Genomic DNA, 18,664 nt, shown 5'->3' with positions numbered 1-18,664 from the left:
CGACTTGCATGTATTAGGCATGCCGCCAGCGTTCGTCCTGAGCCAGGATCAAACTCTCCAATAAAGTATTGAAAAGAGCGATTAGCTCATTTTGAATCTGACGAGATTAAAAATCTCATGTTCACTTCGAAATCATACAGTCAGATGACTTGTACCAATTTCTCAGCTTTTCGATCTTACAAAGTAAGATCGTTACTCACTCGTTGTTCAGTTTTCAAAGATCAAACATTCAGTTTGTTGCTGTTTTCCATGTTGTCGTCGTTTTCAGCGGCGACTTTTATAATATATCATGTTCTCTTCCACTTTGCAAGTACTTTTTTCAGGAATGTTATTCTTTCCTTCTGCTGCTTGGTACTTGTTTTAGTGGTTTGTCCTAAAAAGGAACGAAAATTAATTTATCATATCTAAACCAATAGGTCAACCCTTTTTCGACAATTTGATATCATTCATGTTATTCCATTCATAGATGCGTCCTAGGTAGTTATAGAGGTACAGCTCTGGCTGCAGTAGGCCGCACCTCGCTCATCAATTAATACTGCGTGTTTTAAGCTCTGTACCATGCTTCTTACGGCTTAGACTTTTTGAGTTTGCCACTTCTTGCGTATTTGGACAGCTCCTTCGGCGGAGCGAATCGAGCATACATGCGGAATACTGTTTTGTATCTACTCGCTATAGCGTATTTGATCTCCTGGTCGAGGCGATTATCACTGAGGTCAAACAACATCTCATCCAGCTCTTTACGTAACACATAATCGAGTTCCTTACATTCCTTCTCGTTAAACAGCATACCCAGCATTAAGAGTTCTCCTTTTTCTGCATATGGATAAGGCGCGCCTTTATATTTGTATATTGAATCCTGCACTCTCTAAAGTCAGGGCTATATTAGACGCGCCGATTCCAGCCCCTATGGGTTATAAATTCTCTTACCTAAGGGATTGCTGAAACCCGTTTTATTGTTATGGTCAACTTTCTGAAAATTTATGAATGTCATTCCATACAAATTTATCCACGCACAATACTGAAGGTAATCGTACTTTCGATAATGGCTGCAATAAACAGCAGGATAATAACCCAGCACGACGCCGTTAACGTCCTCTTCAAAAAAGTCTCCCACTGTTTTCCTAACCCCTGACGTTTAGCACTCCCAAGTTCAATAAGGCTTCTGGATGCCAGTCCCCCAAACTTGAGACCAAAAGCACAGGCAATGATAATAACGGGAATTTCTATAATTCCGTGTGGTAAAAGCCCCTTTACCACGATATCAAAAAAGCTGGCCCCATTATCTGTGGTGATATGCACTAGGAAACCGATAACCATTCCGTTAATTACTAAAAAGATAACAGGCAATACGCCAAAGAAAATTCCTGCATAGATCACGAGTACACTTTTGATGGCATTATTAAAAAAGATAAAGATAAAGAAATTCCATTGCACATTTCCGCTCTGTTCGAGCTGTCTGCTTACTTCTTGAAGTCCGCCTATCTGGTTCATTAATATGTCCTGTAACGGCCCTGTACTTACCCATCCAGCTCCTATCCCTGCAACAAACAATATGACCGACCAGATTAATGCGTTACGAATGGATCTAAGATCTCGTAGAAATGTACTGAATTTTAACATGGTAACCTCCTAATGACTGAAGTTGATGGACAAACAAATTTCTCATGCGAATAACTGCGCTGTACGAGCATACATTGGAGAGTAAACAAGCATTTCTTATGGGAGAGGGGCGCTTATTGAAATGAACTCGTTCTATGTATTTAGCGGCAAAAAGATTAAACGTTTCCTGATTGTGCTGGCTGCTGCCGTCTTTGCTATCGGGATTATTTATCTGGAAAGCGGCAATGTTTCAGTATTCTCGGAGGATGCACCGTCGGCTGTCTACAACGTACCAACAGAGAAAAAAGTAATTGCACTTACATTTGATATTAGCTGGGGCGATAAGCGCACGGAACCAATCCTTAAAGTGCTGCAGGATAACAAAGTAGAGAAGGCTACCTTCTTCTTATCCTCCCCTTGGAGCAAGACACACCCCGAGATTGTAACCTCCATCAAGGAAGCGGGATACGAAATTGGCAGCCACGGACATAAGCACGATAATTACAGCAGCATGACCGAAGAAGAAATTCGCAAGGAAATTTCAACAGCTCATAGCATTTTAACCGATTTAACGGGAAAAGAACCGAATCTGCTTCGTCTGCCCAATGGGGATTTTGACAAGCGCGTACTTCAAGTAGCCAGCAGTCTTAACTACCAAGTCGTTCAATGGGATACCGACTCACAGGATTGGAAGAATCCAGGTGTACAAACCATCGTAGATCGGGTAGTCAGCAAAGCGCACCCTGGAGATATCGTACTTCTACATGCGAGCGATTCTTCCAAACAAACTCATGAAGCACTGCCCGTCATTATCGATAAATTAAGAAACCAGGGATATGAATTCGTAACCGTCTCCGAACTGCTGAATCATTCCAGTGCCAAAGGTACCGAAGTCCGGGATCAAGCCAGTGCTCAATAGAACTCACAATATTCACGGTTAAACTATAGGCTGTATATTCCATTCTGAAGGTTAAATATCACATTGGCAGAGATATTGGCAGAGATAAATGAAAAGAGCTAACCAGGTTAGCTCTTTTTCGCGTTTTATTAAAAGATCCAGAATAGCCGTCCTTCTTATGCTTGCTCCGTTCTCCCGCTCACGGCCTGCTCTGCAGAACCATCCACCAGCTTATGTAATATTAACATTTGATATGCATTACATGCCAGTAACGGGACCACAATAAAGGTAGTAGCGGCATTTACATCGATTCGGAGCACACCGATCGTCTCCACCACGGTTACTGCAATCATGAAAAAGAGCGTTGGGACCATTGCCGAAATATGTGTCTTTTTCACTTTCACGTAAGCGGTAACAATTGCGGCTGCCAAAATAATGATTCCAAGTACGATGTCGGACAGACGCTCTCGTCCGCCTCCAACGAACAAACGCAAAAACATGACGTCAAGTAAAGCCAGTACGGTTAAAACAAGCTGAACGATCTGCCAGCCGCGTTTTGGAAATACACCTTTGCCCATATAATTCAGTATCAAGTAAGCGAAAAAACCCATCTGAGAATACACACTAATCATCACCCCTGATCCAAACAAAATCAGGAGATACAGCAGAAAATCGATAATTCCGTTCGTTCTCTCTCCGTTCACCAGCATCATAATGAGACCTGTTACTAGCGATCCGGCTGCTCCGATAAGTAAGGCTGTCCAAAATAGGAAAAACCATTTACGTAAATTCAAATGTTTTCCACCCCCGAGAGTTTATTTTACCAACCTTCTCAGCAAAAAACCATCACCATTCAACATATTTAGTGCTTGCCCATCACATACTACAAGCAGTATCTAATCAAGGAGGGGTTATGCACATGAAACGGCCTTTGTGGCAGCTAAGCTGCGCCGTATTGGGGCTATCCGTCATGCTTGCCGGCTGCGGTTCAGATCAGAATTCTTCGCCTCCTCAGGGCAGTTATAAAGAGATGAAAACGATGGTCGTGGATATTCTGAAAAGTGATGAAGGCAAGAAGGCTGTCGAAGAAGCTCTAACTGGCCAAAGTTCCTCCGGGGGTGGCGGCGAAGGTGGAGATTCCGAACAAAGTGGCGGCGGATCGGGTGGCGGGTCTGGAACCATCGGTATGAAAATGTTAATGCCCATGCAATCTTCAGAACAAATACGTATTGCTGTTAAAGATACCATCACGGCTCCCGAGTACCAAAAGGAATTCGAGAAAATCATGACAGATCCACAATTTGCAAGTGAATTTGCCAAAGCTATTAACTCGCAAAGCAAGCAGCTGCATATGCAGTTGATCAAAGATCCCACGTATCAGAAATCGGTTGGGGATATCATGAAGTCTCCAGAAGTATCCAAAATGTTTATGGACATGACCAAAACACCGGAGTACCGCAAACAGACCATGACAGTCATGCAGGAAGTCATGCAGAATCCATTATTCCGAATGGAAGTGCTGACACTACTTAAAAAAGTGGTTCAGGAAGAGCTGCAACCGAAAGTTGAATCCGGCGGACAGGAACAAGGCGGACAACAAGAGGGGGGCGGCGGCCAAGAGGGCGAAAGTGGCGGCGGCGACAGTGGAGATGGAGGTAGCGGTGGTGACTCCGGAGGTGGCGGAGGATCATAATACCAGTAAGATAGTTGATTTACAGTTAATCCTCATTTGAGGAAAGCGAACATGTTATATGCCATAAAAGCCCGCATCCGATGGATGCAGGCTTTTTGATGTTGTGTTGATTTTTTTCAATATGTTAAAACTTGGTCTCAATTGCCTGCGCTACTTCATCGTATATGGCACCGATACGTGTATCAGCCTTATATACAGATGGCGAGAAATCAGGCTCCGATGGATGATTGTCGGGTGAACCGAGAGGAATCTGTGCGAGCAGCTCTGTATGCAGGCTTTCCGCGAGACGTCCGCCGCCCCCACGACCAAAGACATAGTCTTTCTCCCCACATTTGCCACATTCGTAGTAAGCCATGTTCTCAACCACACCCAGCAGCTCATGCTCGGTCTGAATCGCCATAGCCCCCGCTCTCGCGGCTACAAATGCTGCTGTTGCATGCGGCGTTGTCACAATGATCTCCTTGCTCTGTGGCAGCATTTGATGCACATCCAGGGCTACGTCACCTGTGCCTGGAGGCAAATCAAGCAGCATGTAGTCCAGTTCACCCCAATTTACATCTGTGAAGAACTGACGCAGCATGCGACCCAGCATGGGACCACGCCAGATTACAGGATTATTTTCACGAATGAAAAATCCCATCGACATCACTTTCACACCGAAACGCTCAACCGGCTGAATGATTCCATCCTCTACAACAGGGTATTCTTCAATCCCCATCATATCAGGTACACTGAAACCATAGATGTCCGCATCAATTAATCCAACTTTTTTACCTTGCCGAGCGAGGGCAGCCGCCAGATTCACTGTGACTGTAGATTTACCTACCCCACCTTTGCCGCTGGCTACTGCAATATAGCGAACACCCGATTCAGGGCTTAATAACTCATGACCATCCAGACCTGCTGCATGGCCTTTTACAAGCACTTCCTCGTCATTCTGCTCATTCCCTGGTTGTCCTGCATTCACACTCTCTCGTTCATGTTCTGATGCTGCACGCAGGCGTATATGTACATCCTGAATCCCATGTTGAGACAATAGGTTACGTGCGGCGTCACTAAGAGCAGTTGTATCCTCAGTCTGATTGTCCAATGTAACAATGGTCAGTGCCACATGATTTTCTTTTACCATGACATCACGAATCCATTGAAGCTCGGTCAGACTCACTCCCAATTGTGGTTCCTGTAAAGGTTGCAATAGTTCAAGTATCTGTTCTTTGGATATCATCAGACAGCACCTCAGCTTTATCTATTGGCATGTAATTAGGTATGCTGTGTTAATTATAACATTCTCCTTCTCTTTGTAACTAACTTTTGGGACGTTCCCCCGAGGAATACCTCAATATTCCATTGTAAATGGAAGCGGCTACTTTACGCTGATATGCTTCATCGGCAAGAAGACGTGCCTCATCCGGATGAGATAAGAAACCAACTTCTACGAGCGCAGAAGGAATTTTCAATGCTTGAAGCAGATATACGGTATTTACCGTTTTTGCAATTCGATCTGTATTCTCTAGATTACGTATCATCTCTTGCTGCAACAGATTGGCCAATCCTTCATTGTCCGGGTGGTTGGGTGTATAAAAGACCTGTGCGCCACTCCAGCGGTTCGAAGGGACACTGTTCATGTGAATGCTGATAAACAGATCTGCCTGCTTGTCTTCAATTCGTCTTACTCTCTGCTTGAGATCTTCTGTCTTCCGTTTGGAATATCCTCTGGTATCTGCCTCTGCAAGATCTGTGTCAATCTCTCGTGTCATGACCACCAGTGCTCCAGCTTGCTGCAGATAATCCCGTACATACAAAGCAATCGACAAATTGATATCCTTCTCAATGACCCCCTGCTTGCTCACAGCCCCCCCGTCTGGTCCACCGTGCCCTGCATCAATCGCGATGACTTTGCCTGCCAGTGGCAGCCCCCAATATCCGGACGTCTTGGATGAAGGAAGCTCATACGTCACCACAGCCACCAACATCGCAAGTAGACAGAGGCTTAGCAGCACACGCTTGACAGTACGCAACCGGATCCATACCACAAAATGCTTCCCCATATTTTTACGCATAAAAAAAACACCTCGTCCCTATAAATGACTCTAATCATCTATATGGGACAAGATGGACAAATATACCGTTAGGAGCGGACTTGCTCCGCCATTCCCTTAATCATCACTTCTGCTACCTCAGGATGAGTAAATTCTGGTGGCGGGCACTCTCCATCACGGGCTTTCCATCAAGGAGCTGACCACGCACTTTTGTAACGGATAACGTCATAGAGGCAGAAGAGATGTCATTTTGTCAGCTCCCTAATTTCTCTTCATAGTGGTGGTTCGATAGAGATAAGCTCAAAGCTATAATGTAAGCTCTAAAGAATGTTCCCGCTATTTCGAATACTTTATTTATGAAGTCCGCATTCTGTTTTATCATTGCCGGACCATCGTCCTGCACGCGGATCTTCACCTGGCATAACTTGACGGGTGCAATGTTCACAACCAATGCTCGGATAGTTCTGATCATGGAGAGGGTTGTATACGACGTTATTAGCCCGAATATAATCCCACACATCCTCAGAAGTCCAATGAGCGATCGGGTTAAATTTCATAAGTCCAAACTTCGTATCGTATTCCACCTTCTTCGCATTAGCACGAGTCGGTGCTTGATCTCTGCGAATTCCCGTGATCCATGCATCATACTTCGAAAGAATACGTGTTAGCGGCTCAACCTTGCGAATATTACAGCAAGCATTAGGATCGGATTTCCACAATTCCTCTCCATGTTGGGACGCCTGCTCTTCAGGCGTAATTTTAGGAGAAACACGCACAAAATCCATATTGTATTTCTCTTTCATAAGATCACGAGTCTCATACGTTTCCTTGAAATGAAAATCAGTGTCCAGATAAAAAACATCCGTAGATGGACTGATCTTCTGAAGCATATCTACAAGTACAACATCCTCTGCACCAAAGCTGCATGCAAAAGTGATATTTGGGAATGTCTCAACAGCGTAACGTATAATATCCTCGGGGCTTGCATTTTCCAATTCTTCTGCTTTCACCCGAGCGAGTTCTTCTTTTTCCAACAAGTTCATTCTGAATTTCCCCCATTCTGCTTTTCCCGAAAACTTTAATGCCGACCAATCTAATCTGAATTATGTATAGTATAAATCTTTCAGGGGGGATGTCAATGGCCTGCCGCATGGTAAAATGATTCCTTTGCAGCCCATTTTGGTGTGTGGATTGCCAATCATTTTGTAAACATTTCGATTCTCTCTCAATAAATTTCATTGCAACTAATTTAAGCAGGCTAGAAGTTATTAGGTCCAATTCGTTAAGCAAAATGTGAAATTCTTTGTCCCTTCTGGTTTTTTTGGATTAAACAGGACTAAAGTTCGTATTGATATTACTCGTTACAAAACCAAATACGAGATACAAAGGGACCAACCGTGCAAGAAAAAATTTGAATTCTCTGTGCACACATGTAAGTAACATTTATTGAATTCATAAGAAAAACTGATGATTATGACCTCGCATAACCTGTCTTGTAAGAACTATCCTCAGTCAAATTTAAGATAAGAAATAAGCCGAGTGTTATCACATTAGATCTTAGAACACATACATATGAAAAATTGTCTGGGCATCCTATGGAAATAGGATAACTAATCCATGTCTTATAGACAACAAAAAACCCCTGACCGAGGCCAGAGGCTTGTAAGGCATATTAACGTTTGGAGAACTGAGGAGCGCGACGAGCGGCTTTGAGACCGTATTTTTTACGTTCTTTCATCCGTGGGTCACGAGTCAGGAATCCTGCTTTTTTCAGGGAAGCACGGTATTCTGGATCTGCTTTGAGCAGAGCGCGGGAGATACCATGACGGATTGCTCCAGCTTGACCGGAGATTCCGCCACCATGAGCGATAACCAAAACGTCATAATTGCTAAGCGTTTCTGTCAAAGTCAGTGGTTGTTTTACGATCAGTTTGAGTGTTTCCAAACCGAAGTATTCATTAATATCACGTTTATTGATGACAATGCGTCCTTCACCCGGTACAAGGCGAACACGAGCTACCGAATGTTTACGACGACCTGTCCCATAGTATTGTACTTGTGCCATGAAACTGTCCTCCTTTTAATTAACCGCGAAGTTCGTAAACTTCTGGTTTTTGTGCTGCATGTGGATGCTCAGTGCCTCTGTACGCTTTAAGTCTCAGCTTCATTTTCTCGCCCATGCGAGTTTTAGGAAGCATACCGCGAACAGCCAATTCCAACATACGTTCCGGTTTGTTTTTAACCATGTCTTCTGCAGAAGTTACTTTCAAACCACCTGGGTGCATCGAGTGACGGTAGTATTTCTTGTCTTGCATTTTTTTACCAGTCAATACGATCTTCTCCGCATTGATGATAACTACGAAATCGCCAGTGTCCACATGTGGAGTGAATTGTGGCTTGTGTTTGCCGCGGATCAAAGCAGCTGCTTCGCTCGCCAAACGTCCGAGCGTTTTGCCTTCGGCATCAATGATGTGCCATTGGCGCTCAACTTCGTTAGGCTTCGCCATGTACGTTGTACGCATGAAAAGTTCCTCCTTAAAATGTTCAAAATCTCATTTTCATTTATCTTCGTTCATTAAGTGATAACTTTAGGTGTTGATGGATAGTTGTTGCGATGTGAACCTCTTAATTGGGGCTGTGGGAAAGCCATTAAGAAAACACAACTTTTATATTACATGATAGGAGGTTAAATCGCAAGTGTTAATTAAGCTTTTCACTCACCAAATTTAATCTTTTTTGTATTCAAGATCCCAGAGCATTAAACCGCAGCTTACCGCAGTTGGTCCTGCAGCAGAGCGATTACATGCGGCAATCATATTCGGTACATCAGAGGCTTTCCGTTTGCCCTCTCCGATCTCCAGCAGTGTACCTACAATAATGCGAACCATATGCTGCAAAAAGCCGTTGCCGCTCACATAAATATGAATGACTCCCTGATCGCGCGGATGATCTCTGCACATTGAACGGTCAACCTCTATCCATGCGTCGTATACCGAACGTATATGATTGTCTTTCTGAGACTTGCGAGAAGCAAAGGAGGTGAAATCATACGTACCAATAAAATGACGAAGCCCCTCCTGCATTGCAGTTACGTCCAACCTGGCATGATGATGGTATTGCAGCCTTCTGTCGAATACATCCGGAAATTGATTTGCATTGATCGTATAGCGGTACGTCTTCGTTTTTGCTGCATAACGAGAATGAAACTCAAGCGGTACCTCTATCGCATCAATCACAACAATATCAGAGGGTAATCTAGAATTAAGTGCAATACACCATCGTTCAATCGGGATTTGAGATTCGGTAGCAAAGTTGAAGATCTGCCTGCGAGCATGAACACCCGCGTCAGTTCTACCAGACCCCGTTATCTTTACCGTCTCACCTGTCAATGCACGAATGGCATCTTCAAGATGATCCTGAATGGTATTCCCCCCCGGCTGTACCTGGAAGCCATAATAAGCAGTGCCATCATAAGCAAGCGTCATGCACAAGTTGCGCATCATTACCACACCTTTGTTCCATACTATACATACCCTACCCCGAACAGCAAAAGAAGCCCCTTCCGGAGCTTCTATTACAGCACGAATTCCGAAATGAAGTGAAAAAAAGGGTTAATCCAGAATCAACGACTCTGTCCCCTTTCCTCATCTCATCTGTTTTACGCGCGGTCAACCAGTTCCAAGTAAACCATAGGCGCTGCGTCACCACGACGAGGTCCCAGTTTAAGGATACGAGTGTATCCACCTGGACGCTCAGCGTAACGACCGGACAATTCGCTAAACAGTTTTTGGATTGCATCTTGCTCACCATCGATAGTTTCGCGGCGAACATAAGCTGCCACTTGGCGACGGGCATGAAGATCTCCCTTTTTCGCTTTAGTGATCAGTTTTTCAGCAATAGAGCGAACCTCTTTTGCTTTCGCTTCAGTTGTCTGAATGCGCTCGTACAAGAACAGGTCGGTTACCAGGTCACGGAACAAAGCTTTACGTGCGCTGGAATTACGGCCCAACTTTTGGTATGCCATTGTTTTCCCTCCTTCACTTCAAGCACTCAGCTGTCTATTCTTCTGTACGGAGTCCCAGACCCAATTCTTCGAGCTTCTCTTGAACTTCTTCCAAAGACTTGCGTCCGAGGTTACGGACTTTCATCATGTCTTCTTCGGTTTTCGTAGTCAGCTCTTGCACGGTATTAATACCGGCACGTTTCAGGCAGTTGTAGGAACGAACAGAGAGATCCAGCTCTTCGATCGTCATTTCGAGTACTTTTTCTTTTTTGTCTTCTTCTTTTTCGACCATAATCTCAGCGTCTTTCGCTTCGTCTGTAAGACCCACGAAGAGCATCAAGTGCTCGGTCAAAATTTTAGCGCCGAGGCTTACAGCCTCTTCAGGACGAATACTTCCGTCTGTCCAAACTTCCAACGTGAGCTTGTCATAGTTGGTTACTTGGCCAACACGCGTATTTTCCACAGCGTAGTTAACGCGGCTGATCGGTGTGAAGATGGAATCGACTGGGATGACGCCGATCGGCTGGTCATCGCGTTTATTCCGATCTGCCTGGACGTAGCCGCGACCGCGATTGGCAAAAATACGCATGTGAAGTCTCGAACCTGGTCCGAGCGTAGCAATGTGCAGATCCGGGTTAAGGATTTCCACATCGGAATCCGCACGGATATCTCCAGCCGTGATTGCTCCTTCGCCTTCAGCATCAATCTCGAGCACTTTCTCCTCATCCGAATGAATTTTAAGCGACAAAGCTTTCAGGTTAAGAATAATCTCCGTTACATCTTCCATTACGCCAGGAACTGTAGCAAATTCATGCAGAACGCCATCGATTTGAACCGAAGACACTGCCGCACCCGGCAGTGACGAGAGCAAGATTCGGCGAAGCGAGTTTCCAAGCGTCGTTCCGTATCCGCGCTCCAGCGGTTCTACTACGAATTTCCCATAGGTGCCATCATCGTTGACGTCAACCGTCTCAATTTTCGGCTTTTCGATTTCAATCACTGCAATACCCCTCCTTCAAAACGTCGGTCCTCTATGAAACATTTACCTTCTCTTGCGAAAACATGTAGTAGTATGCCTAAACAACCATTATTAGCAGATTGTGCTGGATTTATACCACACGCAGGGGCAAATCTCATTAGACACGACGACGTTTTGGAGGACGGCATCCGTTGTGTGGGACTGGAGTTACGTCTTTGATCAGGTTAACTTCCAGACCTGCAGCTTGCAAAGAGCGGATCGCTGCTTCACGGCCTGCGCCTGGTCCTTTAACCATAACCTCAACGGCTTTCATCCCATGTTCCATTGCAGCTTTGGCAGCAGTCTCAGCAGCCATTTGTGCAGCAAACGGAGTCGATTTACGGGAACCTCTGAATCCGAGGCCGCCGGAGCTTGCCCACGAAATTGCGTTTCCGTGAGGATCCGTAATGGTAACGATAGTGTTATTGAAAGTGGAACGGATATGTGCCACGCCAGATTCAATATTTTTACGGTCACGACGTTTAGTACGTACGACTTTTTTCGGTTTAGCCATTTTCTCTTATCCCCCCTTATTATTTCTTCTTGTTCGCTACTGTACGACGAGGACCTTTACGAGTACGAGCATTCGTTTTCGTACGTTGTCCACGAACAGGCAGACCACGACGATGACGAACTCCACGGTAACAACCGATCTCCGTCAAACGTTTAATATTCAAAGAGATTTCACGACGCAGGTCACCTTCTACTTTGACCTCTTTGTCGATACTTTCACGCAATTTGCTGACTTCATCTTCCGTCAAATCACGAACACGAGTGTCCGGATTGATGCCTGTAGAGCTCAGAATTTTCTGGGAAGTCGTTTTACCGATTCCGAAAATATAAGTCAAGGCGATCTCAACGCGCTTATCACGTGGCAAATCCACACCAGCTATACGTGCCATTTTACGCTACACCCCCTTCATTAACCTTGTTTTTGTTTGTGTTTCGGATTTTCACAGATAACCATAACATTCCCTTTGCGGCGAATGACTTTGCATTTTTCGCAAATCGGTTTGACCGAAGGTCTTACCTTCATGTGAATTACCTCCTCAAAGTTCTGCTTAGCAAAACTCTCTTCGTAAGCATTGACCTCGTTTTACCATTGTAAAACCGGCTTCGAAGCTTTCGCAAGTTTTGCCGGGCAAAACCCGCTTCAAGCTTCACAGTTCATTGCAACTGTCTACTACTATTTACGGTAAGTTATACGTCCTTTTGTCAGATCATAAGGCGATAACTGAACAACTACTTTGTCACCAGTCAGGATACGGATAAAGTGCATCCGCAGCTTGCCGGAAACGTGAGCGAGAATTTGATGACCGTTCTCAAGCTCAACCTTGAATGTTGCATTCGGCAGCGGTTCAAGAACCGTGCCTTCCACTTCAATGACATCTTCCTTGGCCATTAGTCAGTCTCCTTTCTCTTCAGCTTGAATGTTGGTGGATTCCAGAAACGAATGAACCGCATAGCGGAGCTTTCCGTTTGTCACCCGACCACTCTCGTTTAAACTGTTTACAACCTCGCTGCTGATCATCGGCTGGAGCTCCAGATGAAGAATATTCTTCTTCTTGGGTTGATCAAACTTACGTTTGTCTCCATCCGCTATATACACGAACCTACTGTCCGCTATAGCAACAATTACCGCGGCTTGGTCCGCATTGCGGCCTTTACGGATCTTCACAAGTTGACCGAGCTGCGGATTAGACTGATTATTCATGCCTCATCACCTACGCATTCAGTTTTGTGAAAATTTCCATGCCTTCTGGTGTAACTGCTACGGTGTGTTCAAAGTGGGCACATAACGATCCATCAACAGTAACGACAGTCCAGTTATCTTCCAACGTTTTCACATACCGGCTACCTGCGTTAACCATCGGCTCTATGGCCAGCACCATGCCCGCTTTAAGCCGTGGTCCTCGATCAGGAAGACCATAGTTCGGAATTTGAGGTTCTTCGTGCAGATCCGCTCCTATGCCGTGACCGACATATTCCCGAACTACCGAAAAACCGGCATCCTCAATATATTTCTGAATCGCATGAGATATAGTAAACAAGCGAATGTCCGGTTTAACCAGCGCCAGACCTGCGTATAACGAAGCCTCGGTAACGTCCAGAAGACGACGGGCTTCTTCGGAAATACGGCCGACCGGATAAGTCCAGGCAGAATCTCCATGATACCCCTGGTACTGCGCGCCAATGTCAAACGTAACGATATCGCCCTCGTTCAACTTGCGTTTGCCGGGAAATCCATGCACCAACTCTTCATTTACTGAAGCGCACACACTGGCAGGAAAACCGTTATAACCTTTGAAAGACGGCACAGCTCCTTGACTGCGAATGTATTGATCGGCCATATGGTCAAGTTCTCCAGTCGTAATACCGGGAGCGATATGCTCTGCCAAGAGACGATGCGTTTCCGCAACGATTCTCCCTGCTTCCCTCATCAAGCCCAGTTCCGTTTCGGACTTACCAATGATCATTCAATTAACCTCGCAGTAAGGACACGATCTCTTGAGAGACTTGATCAATATCCTGTTCTCCGTTCATTTGACGAAGAAGACCTTTGTTCTCATAAAACGTGAGGAGTGGTGCTGTTTTGTTGATATATTCGTCAAGACGGGTTCCTACGCTCTCTTCGTTATCATCCGAGCGTTGGTACAACTCGCCGCCGCATTTATCACAAATACCTTCCTGCTTAGGCGGATTGAATACGACATGATAAGTGGCGCCACAGTTTTTGCAAATGCGACGACCCGTCAAACGAGCCAGCAATTTGTCGCGGTCCACTTTCAGGTTGATTACATGATCGAGACCTGAGTTCAGTCGGTCCAGGATGCCATCAAGCGCTTCTGCTTGAGACAAGGTTCTTGGAAAGCCATCCAAGAGGAAACCTTCTCTGCAGTCAGGCTGCTGCAACCGTTCTTCAACGATGCCGATGGTTACATCATCTGGTACAAGCAATCCTTGATCCATATATTCCTTGGCTTTCAGGCCAATGGGAGTTCCCTGTTTAATCGCCAGACGAAATGCATCGCCTGTTGAAATGTGGGGAATACCGAACTCTTTCACGATGACGTCTGCTTGTGTTCCTTTTCCTGCCCCCGGAGGGCCCATGAATAGGATGTTCACGTTATGTCACTCCCTCCAAGACTACCCTACATCAACAAACAGCACAATAGGTGCCGGCAAGTAAATCTTAGCTTGACCGGTACCTATTGCCTATTTATTGATAAAACCTTTGTAGTGGCGTTTGATCAATTGGCTTTCGATTTGCTTCATGGTATCGAGCGCAACACCGATAACGATCAGGAGAGACGTTCCTCCAATTTGCGCCGATTGAGGCAAACCAGAAAGTGCCCCTAAGAATACAGGCAGAACGGAAATGACTGCCAAGAAGATGGCTCCGGCCATTGTCAAACGAGTCATGACACGGGTCAGATATTTCTCGGTTGCTTTACCCGGGCGAATGCCTGGGATGTAACCGCCGTTCTTTTTCATATTATCAGCCATCTGCTGTGGATTCATCTGTACGAAAGTATAGAAGAAAGTGAAACCGAAGATCATCACGACATACAATAACATACCCAGAGGTTTATGAGTAGTCAGATTTTGTCCGATCCACTGTGCCCATAAACGATCAGCCCAGAAGTTGGCGATAATCGTTGGGAACATCAACAGAGATGAAGCAAAGATGACAGGGATAACACCTGCTGCGTTAATCTTCAGCGGGATGTGTGTATTCTGTCCACCGTACATTTTGTTACCTACGACGCGTTTCGCGTACTGTACAGGAATTTTCCGAATCGCCTGCTGAATGTAAATGACACCGATGATAATCAACACAATAACAATTGCGACGATTACACCTTTAAGGATGTTCATGAACAACTGATCAGGTTGAATGAAGTCGGACTCGATTGTCTGTTTGATAATGTTAGGCACCGTTGAAAGGATACCCGCAAAGATCAAAATCGAAATCCCGTTTCCTATGCCCTTCTCGGTGATCTGCTCACCAAGCCACATCAGGAATGAAGTACCGGCCGTAAGTACAATCGCGATCAAGATATAATCAGCAAAAGTGGCGTTAGGCACCATTTCTGTATTGTACAAGCGGTTGAATCCGATCGACGTACCAAACGCTTGAATCAATGCCAGACCGATCGTTAAATAACGAGTCAGCTGAGCTGATTTTTTCTTACCTTGTTCACCTTGCTTAGCCCATTCCGCTAACTTAGGGATAACGTCCATGGAAAGCAACTGTACTATGATAGACGCAGTGATGTAAGGTACGATCCCGAGTGCAAAGATCGAGAACTGGAACAGTGCTCCACCCGAGAACGTATTGAGAAGTCCAAAAACTTCTTTACCCGCAGAATTTGTCGCTTCGAAAACCTCTTTGTTTACTCCAGGTACTGGAACGAAGGATCCGATGCGGTAAATGATCAGTACAAAAAGGGTAAATAATACCCTTTTGCGCAGATCTTCAACCCGCCAGATATTCTTTAGGGTCTTGAACATTAAATCACCTCGGTTGTACCGCCGGCAGCTTCAATTTTCTCCACCGCAGATTGAGAAAACTTGTTAGCTTTAACAGTCAGCTTCACAGTGACTTCACCGTTACCCAGGATCTTGATTCCGGATTTAGCGTTTTTAACTACGCCGTTCGTCATCAAGAATTCTGGAGTTACTTCAGTACCCGCAGCAAAACTGTTCAGGTCTTCAATATTCACAACCGCATATTCCTTGCGAGTTGGGTTTACGAAACCACGTTTTGGCAAGCGACGATACAATGGATTTTGTCCACCTTCGAAGCCCGGACGTACACCACCGCCGGAACGAGCGTTTTGTCCTTTGTGACCGCGACCTGATGTTTTACCCGTACCACTACTTGGACCGCGACCAACACGTTTACGCTCTTTGCGGGATCCAGGAGCTGGGGAAAGCTCATGTAACTTCATCGTTCGTTGCACCTCCTTAAAGATTTATGGGAATATCCCGTATTAAGCTTCTACTTCTTTAACAGCTACCAAGTGACTTACTTTGTTAATCATACCACGAATGGCTGGATTATCGTTTTGAACCACTTTGCTGTTGATTTTGCGCAAGCCCAATGTTTTCACAGTTGTTCTTTGCGTCTCCGGACGTCCGATCAAGCTGCGGACGAGGGTAATTTCCAATTTAGCCATGAGATTCCCTCCTTAACCCAGAAGCTCTTCGACGGATTTTCCGCGCAGTTTAGCCACGTCTTCAGCACGCTTCAAACGGGACAAACCTTCCAAAGTCGCATTGACCATGTTCATGGAATTCGAAGAACCCAGAGATTTTGTCAAAATGTCACCTACACCAGCAAGTTCGAGAACCGCACGTACAGGACCACCAGCGATAACACCAGTACCTTCAGATGCTGGTTTCAACAGAACGCGTCCTGCGCCGAACTTACCTGTTACCAAGTGAGGAATCGATGTTCCTACGAGTGGAACGTGTACAAGGTTTTTCTTAGCATCTTCAATACCTTTGCGAATTGCATCAGGTACTTCGCCCGCTTTACCGATACCAGCTCCAACCCAGCCGTTGCCGTCGCCGACTACAACCAGTGCGCTAAAGCTGAAACGGCGTCCGCCTTTTACTACTTTAGCTACGCGATTAATATTTACAACTCTTTCAGTCAGTTCCAAAGTATTCGGATCTACACGCAAGTCGTTAACCTCCTTTTGAAAAATATCTTAAAACTCAAGTCCTGCTTCACGAGCCGCTTCAGCCAATGCTGCGATACGACCATGGTACAGATATCCGCTACGGTCAAATACGATGTTAGAAACGCCTTTGTCTTTCGCACGTTTTGCAACGAGTTCGCCAACTTTACGAGCTGACTCAACAGAAGCGCCGTTTTTGATGTCGCTGCTCAGTTCTTTGTCTACAGTAGACGCGGAAGCGATCGTTACACCAGCTACGTCATCGATAATTTGAGCGTACATATGTTTACCAGAACGGAATACGTTCAAACGAGGACGTGCTGCCGTTCCTTGGATTTTCTTACGAACACGCAGGTGTCTTTTCAGACGAGCCTTGTTTTTATCTTGTTTCGTAATCATCTCAGGGATTCACTCCTTTCAGGTTACCTCGCTGGCTTCAAACCGGAAGCCACGGGGTATATTAGAAACACACGAAGCAAGCAAGCCGAAAGCCGCGCAAAGGCGGTAAGAGAAATCTTATTTCTTCTTACCGGCTTTACCTTCCTTACGGATGATACGCTCGCCTTCATATTTAATACCTTTACCTTTGTACGGCTCAGGTTCACGAACGGAACGGATTTTAGCAGCGTAAGCACCTACGCGCTCTTTGTCGATCCCGCGAACGATGATTTTTGTATTCGAAGGAACTTCGAATTCAATTCCCGCTTCCGGTGTAATTTCAACCGGGTGAGAGTATCCAACGTTCAGAACGATTTTATCTCCGGATTTGCTTGCACGATATCCGACCCCAACCAACTCCAGAGATTTTGCGAATCCTTCAGTAACGCCGCTCACCATGTTGCTTACAACGCTGCGCGTTGTGCCGTGCAAAGAACGGTGAGTTTTGTTATCGGAAGGACGCACAACTGTAATTTCGTTGTTCTCAACTGTAACCTTCATGTCTTTATGAAGTTCACGAGTCAGAGTTCCTTTTGGTCCTTTTACCGTAATAACGGTGTTGTCCAGTGTGATGTCCACACCACTTGGTACTGTAATTGGTTTGCGACCAATACGAGACATATGTTGCACCTCCTATCTTGTGACGTTATATTACCAAACGTAGCAAACGACTTCTCCGCCGGATTTAGATTGACGAGCTTCTTTGTCCGTCATAACACCTTTGGATGTCGAGATGATCGCGATACCCAGGCCACCAAGTACACGAGGTACTTCGTTGCTTTTCGTGTAAACACGAAGACCAGGTTTACTGATTCTTTTCAGACCAGTGATAACGCGCTCGTTATTTTGACCGTATTTCAGGAAAACACGGATAATCCCTTGTTTGTTATCATCGATAACTTCAGCGTCACGGATGAAACCTTCACGCTTCAGGATATCGGCGATTTGTTTTTTCATTGTCGAAGCAGGCATTTCTACTGTTTCGTGACGAACAGTGTTCGCGTTACGAATACGAGTAAGCATATCTGCAATTGGATCAGACATAGTCATTGTGAGTTAACCTCCTTCCCGTTCAGGACTTTTTACCAGCTTGCTTTTTTCACGCCAGGAATCTGGCCTTTATAAGCTAATTCACGGAAGCAAATTCTGCAAATTTTGTACTTTTGCAGCACCGAATGTGGACGTCCGCAACGCTCACAGCGTGTATAAGCACGTACTTTAAACTTTGGTGTGCGTTGTTGTTTAACTTTCATCGAAGTTTTTGCCACTTTAGCCTGACACCTCCT

At 45.3% G+C, this 18,664-nt stretch carries 28 protein-coding genes and 1 rRNA gene; 2 read left to right on the top strand and 27 right to left on the bottom strand.

All coding sequences use genetic code 11. From position 1 onward, the window contains the following. From GUA98_RS28195 to GUA98_RS28185, 3 genes are all read right to left on the bottom strand, one after another. A 16S ribosomal RNA gene (locus GUA98_RS28195) occupies positions 1–64 on the bottom strand; the annotation flags it as partial. A 501-nt stretch (positions 65–565) separates the two neighbouring features. Next, a complete protein-coding gene (locus GUA98_RS28190) occupies positions 566–796 on the bottom strand; it encodes a hypothetical protein (RefSeq protein ID WP_095293396.1) in 231 nt (76 codons plus the stop codon). A 206-nt stretch (positions 797–1,002) separates the two neighbouring features. Then, on the bottom strand, positions 1,003–1,620 hold the full coding sequence (locus GUA98_RS28185; protein WP_193725099.1) for a stage II sporulation protein M: 618 nt from the start codon (positions 1,618–1,620) through the stop codon (positions 1,003–1,005). Positions 1,621–1,741: 121 nt separating this feature from the next. Between GUA98_RS28185 and pdaB the strand changes: the two genes are divergently transcribed. Beyond that, positions 1,742–2,518 carry a polysaccharide deacetylase family sporulation protein PdaB gene (gene pdaB, locus GUA98_RS28180; RefSeq protein ID WP_110756607.1) on the top strand — a complete coding sequence of 259 codons (777 nt, stop codon included), beginning with the start codon at positions 1,742–1,744 and terminating at the stop codon, positions 2,516–2,518. Positions 2,519–2,673: 155 nt separating this feature from the next. On the opposite strand, the gene GUA98_RS28175 is transcribed toward pdaB, so the two are convergent. Then, positions 2,674–3,291: a KinB-signaling pathway activation protein gene (locus tag GUA98_RS28175; protein ID WP_095293399.1), complete on the bottom strand. Its 618-nt coding sequence runs from the start codon at positions 3,289–3,291 to the stop codon at positions 2,674–2,676. A 125-nt stretch (positions 3,292–3,416) separates the two neighbouring features. Here GUA98_RS28175 and gerD point away from each other — a divergent pair, with 125 nt between their 5' ends. Then, positions 3,417–4,190: a spore germination lipoprotein GerD gene (gene gerD / locus GUA98_RS28170; protein WP_193725098.1), complete on the top strand. Its 774-nt coding sequence runs from the start codon at positions 3,417–3,419 to the stop codon at positions 4,188–4,190. Between the two features lie 124 nt (positions 4,191–4,314). On the opposite strand, the gene GUA98_RS28165 is transcribed toward gerD, so the two are convergent. The 23 genes from GUA98_RS28165 to GUA98_RS28055 form a co-directional block, all read right to left on the bottom strand. Continuing rightward, a complete protein-coding gene (locus tag GUA98_RS28165; protein ID WP_095362275.1) occupies positions 4,315–5,415 on the bottom strand; it encodes an Mrp/NBP35 family ATP-binding protein in 1,101 nt (366 codons plus the stop codon). A gap of 79 nt (positions 5,416–5,494) precedes the next feature. Further along, on the bottom strand, positions 5,495–6,250 hold the full coding sequence (gene cwlD / locus GUA98_RS28160; protein WP_095293402.1) for an N-acetylmuramoyl-L-alanine amidase CwlD: 756 nt from the start codon (positions 6,248–6,250) through the stop codon (positions 5,495–5,497). A gap of 329 nt (positions 6,251–6,579) precedes the next feature. Beyond that, positions 6,580–7,272, bottom strand: a complete 693-nt coding sequence (locus tag GUA98_RS28155; protein WP_193725097.1) for a phosphoadenylyl-sulfate reductase — start codon at positions 7,270–7,272, stop codon at positions 6,580–6,582. 629 nt (positions 7,273–7,901) lie between these two features. Continuing rightward, positions 7,902–8,294 (bottom strand): 30S ribosomal protein S9, encoded by a 393-nt coding sequence (gene rpsI, locus GUA98_RS28150; protein ID WP_056697740.1) that lies wholly within the window; start codon positions 8,292–8,294, stop codon positions 7,902–7,904. 19 nt (positions 8,295–8,313) lie between these two features. Continuing rightward, positions 8,314–8,751, bottom strand: a complete 438-nt coding sequence (gene rplM, locus GUA98_RS28145) for a 50S ribosomal protein L13 (protein WP_127540947.1) — start codon at positions 8,749–8,751, stop codon at positions 8,314–8,316. Positions 8,752–8,955: 204 nt separating this feature from the next. After that, positions 8,956–9,729 (bottom strand): tRNA pseudouridine(38-40) synthase TruA, encoded by a 774-nt coding sequence (gene truA, locus GUA98_RS28140; protein WP_193725096.1) that lies wholly within the window; start codon positions 9,727–9,729, stop codon positions 8,956–8,958. A 158-nt stretch (positions 9,730–9,887) separates the two neighbouring features. Then, positions 9,888–10,253 (bottom strand): 50S ribosomal protein L17, encoded by a 366-nt coding sequence (gene rplQ / locus GUA98_RS28135; RefSeq protein WP_017692102.1) that lies wholly within the window; start codon positions 10,251–10,253, stop codon positions 9,888–9,890. Between the two features lie 34 nt (positions 10,254–10,287). Continuing rightward, entirely contained in the window at positions 10,288–11,232 is a 945-nt protein-coding gene (locus tag GUA98_RS28130) for a DNA-directed RNA polymerase subunit alpha (RefSeq protein WP_024633566.1), read from the bottom strand. Between the two features lie 136 nt (positions 11,233–11,368). After that, complete coding sequence (rpsK, locus tag GUA98_RS28125; RefSeq protein ID WP_017692100.1) at positions 11,369–11,764, bottom strand: 30S ribosomal protein S11; 396 nt, start codon at positions 11,762–11,764, stop codon at positions 11,369–11,371. A 19-nt stretch (positions 11,765–11,783) separates the two neighbouring features. Then, entirely contained in the window at positions 11,784–12,152 is a 369-nt protein-coding gene (gene rpsM / locus GUA98_RS28120; RefSeq protein WP_095293406.1) for a 30S ribosomal protein S13, read from the bottom strand. Between the two features lie 20 nt (positions 12,153–12,172). Next, positions 12,173–12,286: a 50S ribosomal protein L36 gene (rpmJ, locus tag GUA98_RS28115; RefSeq protein WP_003333770.1), complete on the bottom strand. Its 114-nt coding sequence runs from the start codon at positions 12,284–12,286 to the stop codon at positions 12,173–12,175. Positions 12,287–12,436: 150 nt separating this feature from the next. Next, positions 12,437–12,652: a translation initiation factor IF-1 gene (infA, locus tag GUA98_RS28110; protein WP_017692098.1), complete on the bottom strand. Its 216-nt coding sequence runs from the start codon at positions 12,650–12,652 to the stop codon at positions 12,437–12,439. Between the two features lie 3 nt (positions 12,653–12,655). Continuing rightward, positions 12,656–12,964: a KOW domain-containing RNA-binding protein gene (locus tag GUA98_RS28105; RefSeq protein ID WP_095293407.1), complete on the bottom strand. Its 309-nt coding sequence runs from the start codon at positions 12,962–12,964 to the stop codon at positions 12,656–12,658. A 10-nt stretch (positions 12,965–12,974) separates the two neighbouring features. After that, positions 12,975–13,727 carry a type I methionyl aminopeptidase gene (gene map / locus GUA98_RS28100; protein ID WP_153980057.1) on the bottom strand — a complete coding sequence of 251 codons (753 nt, stop codon included), beginning with the start codon at positions 13,725–13,727 and terminating at the stop codon, positions 12,975–12,977. A 4-nt stretch (positions 13,728–13,731) separates the two neighbouring features. Next, the gene (locus GUA98_RS28095; RefSeq protein ID WP_095293409.1) at positions 13,732–14,376 is read right to left on the bottom strand and encodes an adenylate kinase; all 645 of its coding nucleotides are present in this window, start codon (positions 14,374–14,376) and stop codon (positions 13,732–13,734) included. A 90-nt stretch (positions 14,377–14,466) separates the two neighbouring features. Beyond that, on the bottom strand, positions 14,467–15,765 hold the full coding sequence (gene secY, locus GUA98_RS28090) for a preprotein translocase subunit SecY (protein WP_095293410.1): 1,299 nt from the start codon (positions 15,763–15,765) through the stop codon (positions 14,467–14,469). After that, a complete protein-coding gene (rplO, locus tag GUA98_RS28085) occupies positions 15,765–16,205 on the bottom strand; it encodes a 50S ribosomal protein L15 (RefSeq protein ID WP_153980058.1) in 441 nt (146 codons plus the stop codon). Before rplO ends, secY begins: the two co-directional genes overlap by 1 nt. Positions 16,206–16,247: 42 nt before the next feature. Beyond that, on the bottom strand, positions 16,248–16,433 hold the full coding sequence (gene rpmD, locus GUA98_RS28080; protein WP_017692092.1) for a 50S ribosomal protein L30: 186 nt from the start codon (positions 16,431–16,433) through the stop codon (positions 16,248–16,250). A gap of 12 nt (positions 16,434–16,445) precedes the next feature. After that, entirely contained in the window at positions 16,446–16,943 is a 498-nt protein-coding gene (gene rpsE / locus GUA98_RS28075) for a 30S ribosomal protein S5 (protein ID WP_017692091.1), read from the bottom strand. Between the two features lie 27 nt (positions 16,944–16,970). Continuing rightward, the gene (rplR, locus tag GUA98_RS28070) at positions 16,971–17,339 is read right to left on the bottom strand and encodes a 50S ribosomal protein L18 (protein ID WP_095293412.1); all 369 of its coding nucleotides are present in this window, start codon (positions 17,337–17,339) and stop codon (positions 16,971–16,973) included. A gap of 117 nt (positions 17,340–17,456) precedes the next feature. After that, positions 17,457–17,999, bottom strand: coding sequence for a 50S ribosomal protein L6 (gene rplF / locus GUA98_RS28065; protein ID WP_090924669.1), 543 nt, complete (start codon positions 17,997–17,999; stop codon positions 17,457–17,459). Between the two features lie 30 nt (positions 18,000–18,029). Continuing rightward, entirely contained in the window at positions 18,030–18,428 is a 399-nt protein-coding gene (gene rpsH, locus GUA98_RS28060; protein ID WP_095293413.1) for a 30S ribosomal protein S8, read from the bottom strand. A gap of 32 nt (positions 18,429–18,460) precedes the next feature. Beyond that, entirely contained in the window at positions 18,461–18,646 is a 186-nt protein-coding gene (locus GUA98_RS28055) for a type Z 30S ribosomal protein S14 (RefSeq protein ID WP_009226651.1), read from the bottom strand. Positions 18,647–18,664: the final 18 nt, after the last annotated feature.

Origin of the sequence: Paenibacillus sp. P13VS, from assembly GCF_015143645.1 — a bacterium.
GTDB classification, from domain to species: domain Bacteria; phylum Bacillota; class Bacilli; order Paenibacillales; family Paenibacillaceae; genus Paenibacillus; species Paenibacillus xylanilyticus_A.
The sequence above is the reverse complement of the archived record's forward strand: the minus strand, read 5'-3'. Positions and strand labels throughout refer to the sequence as shown.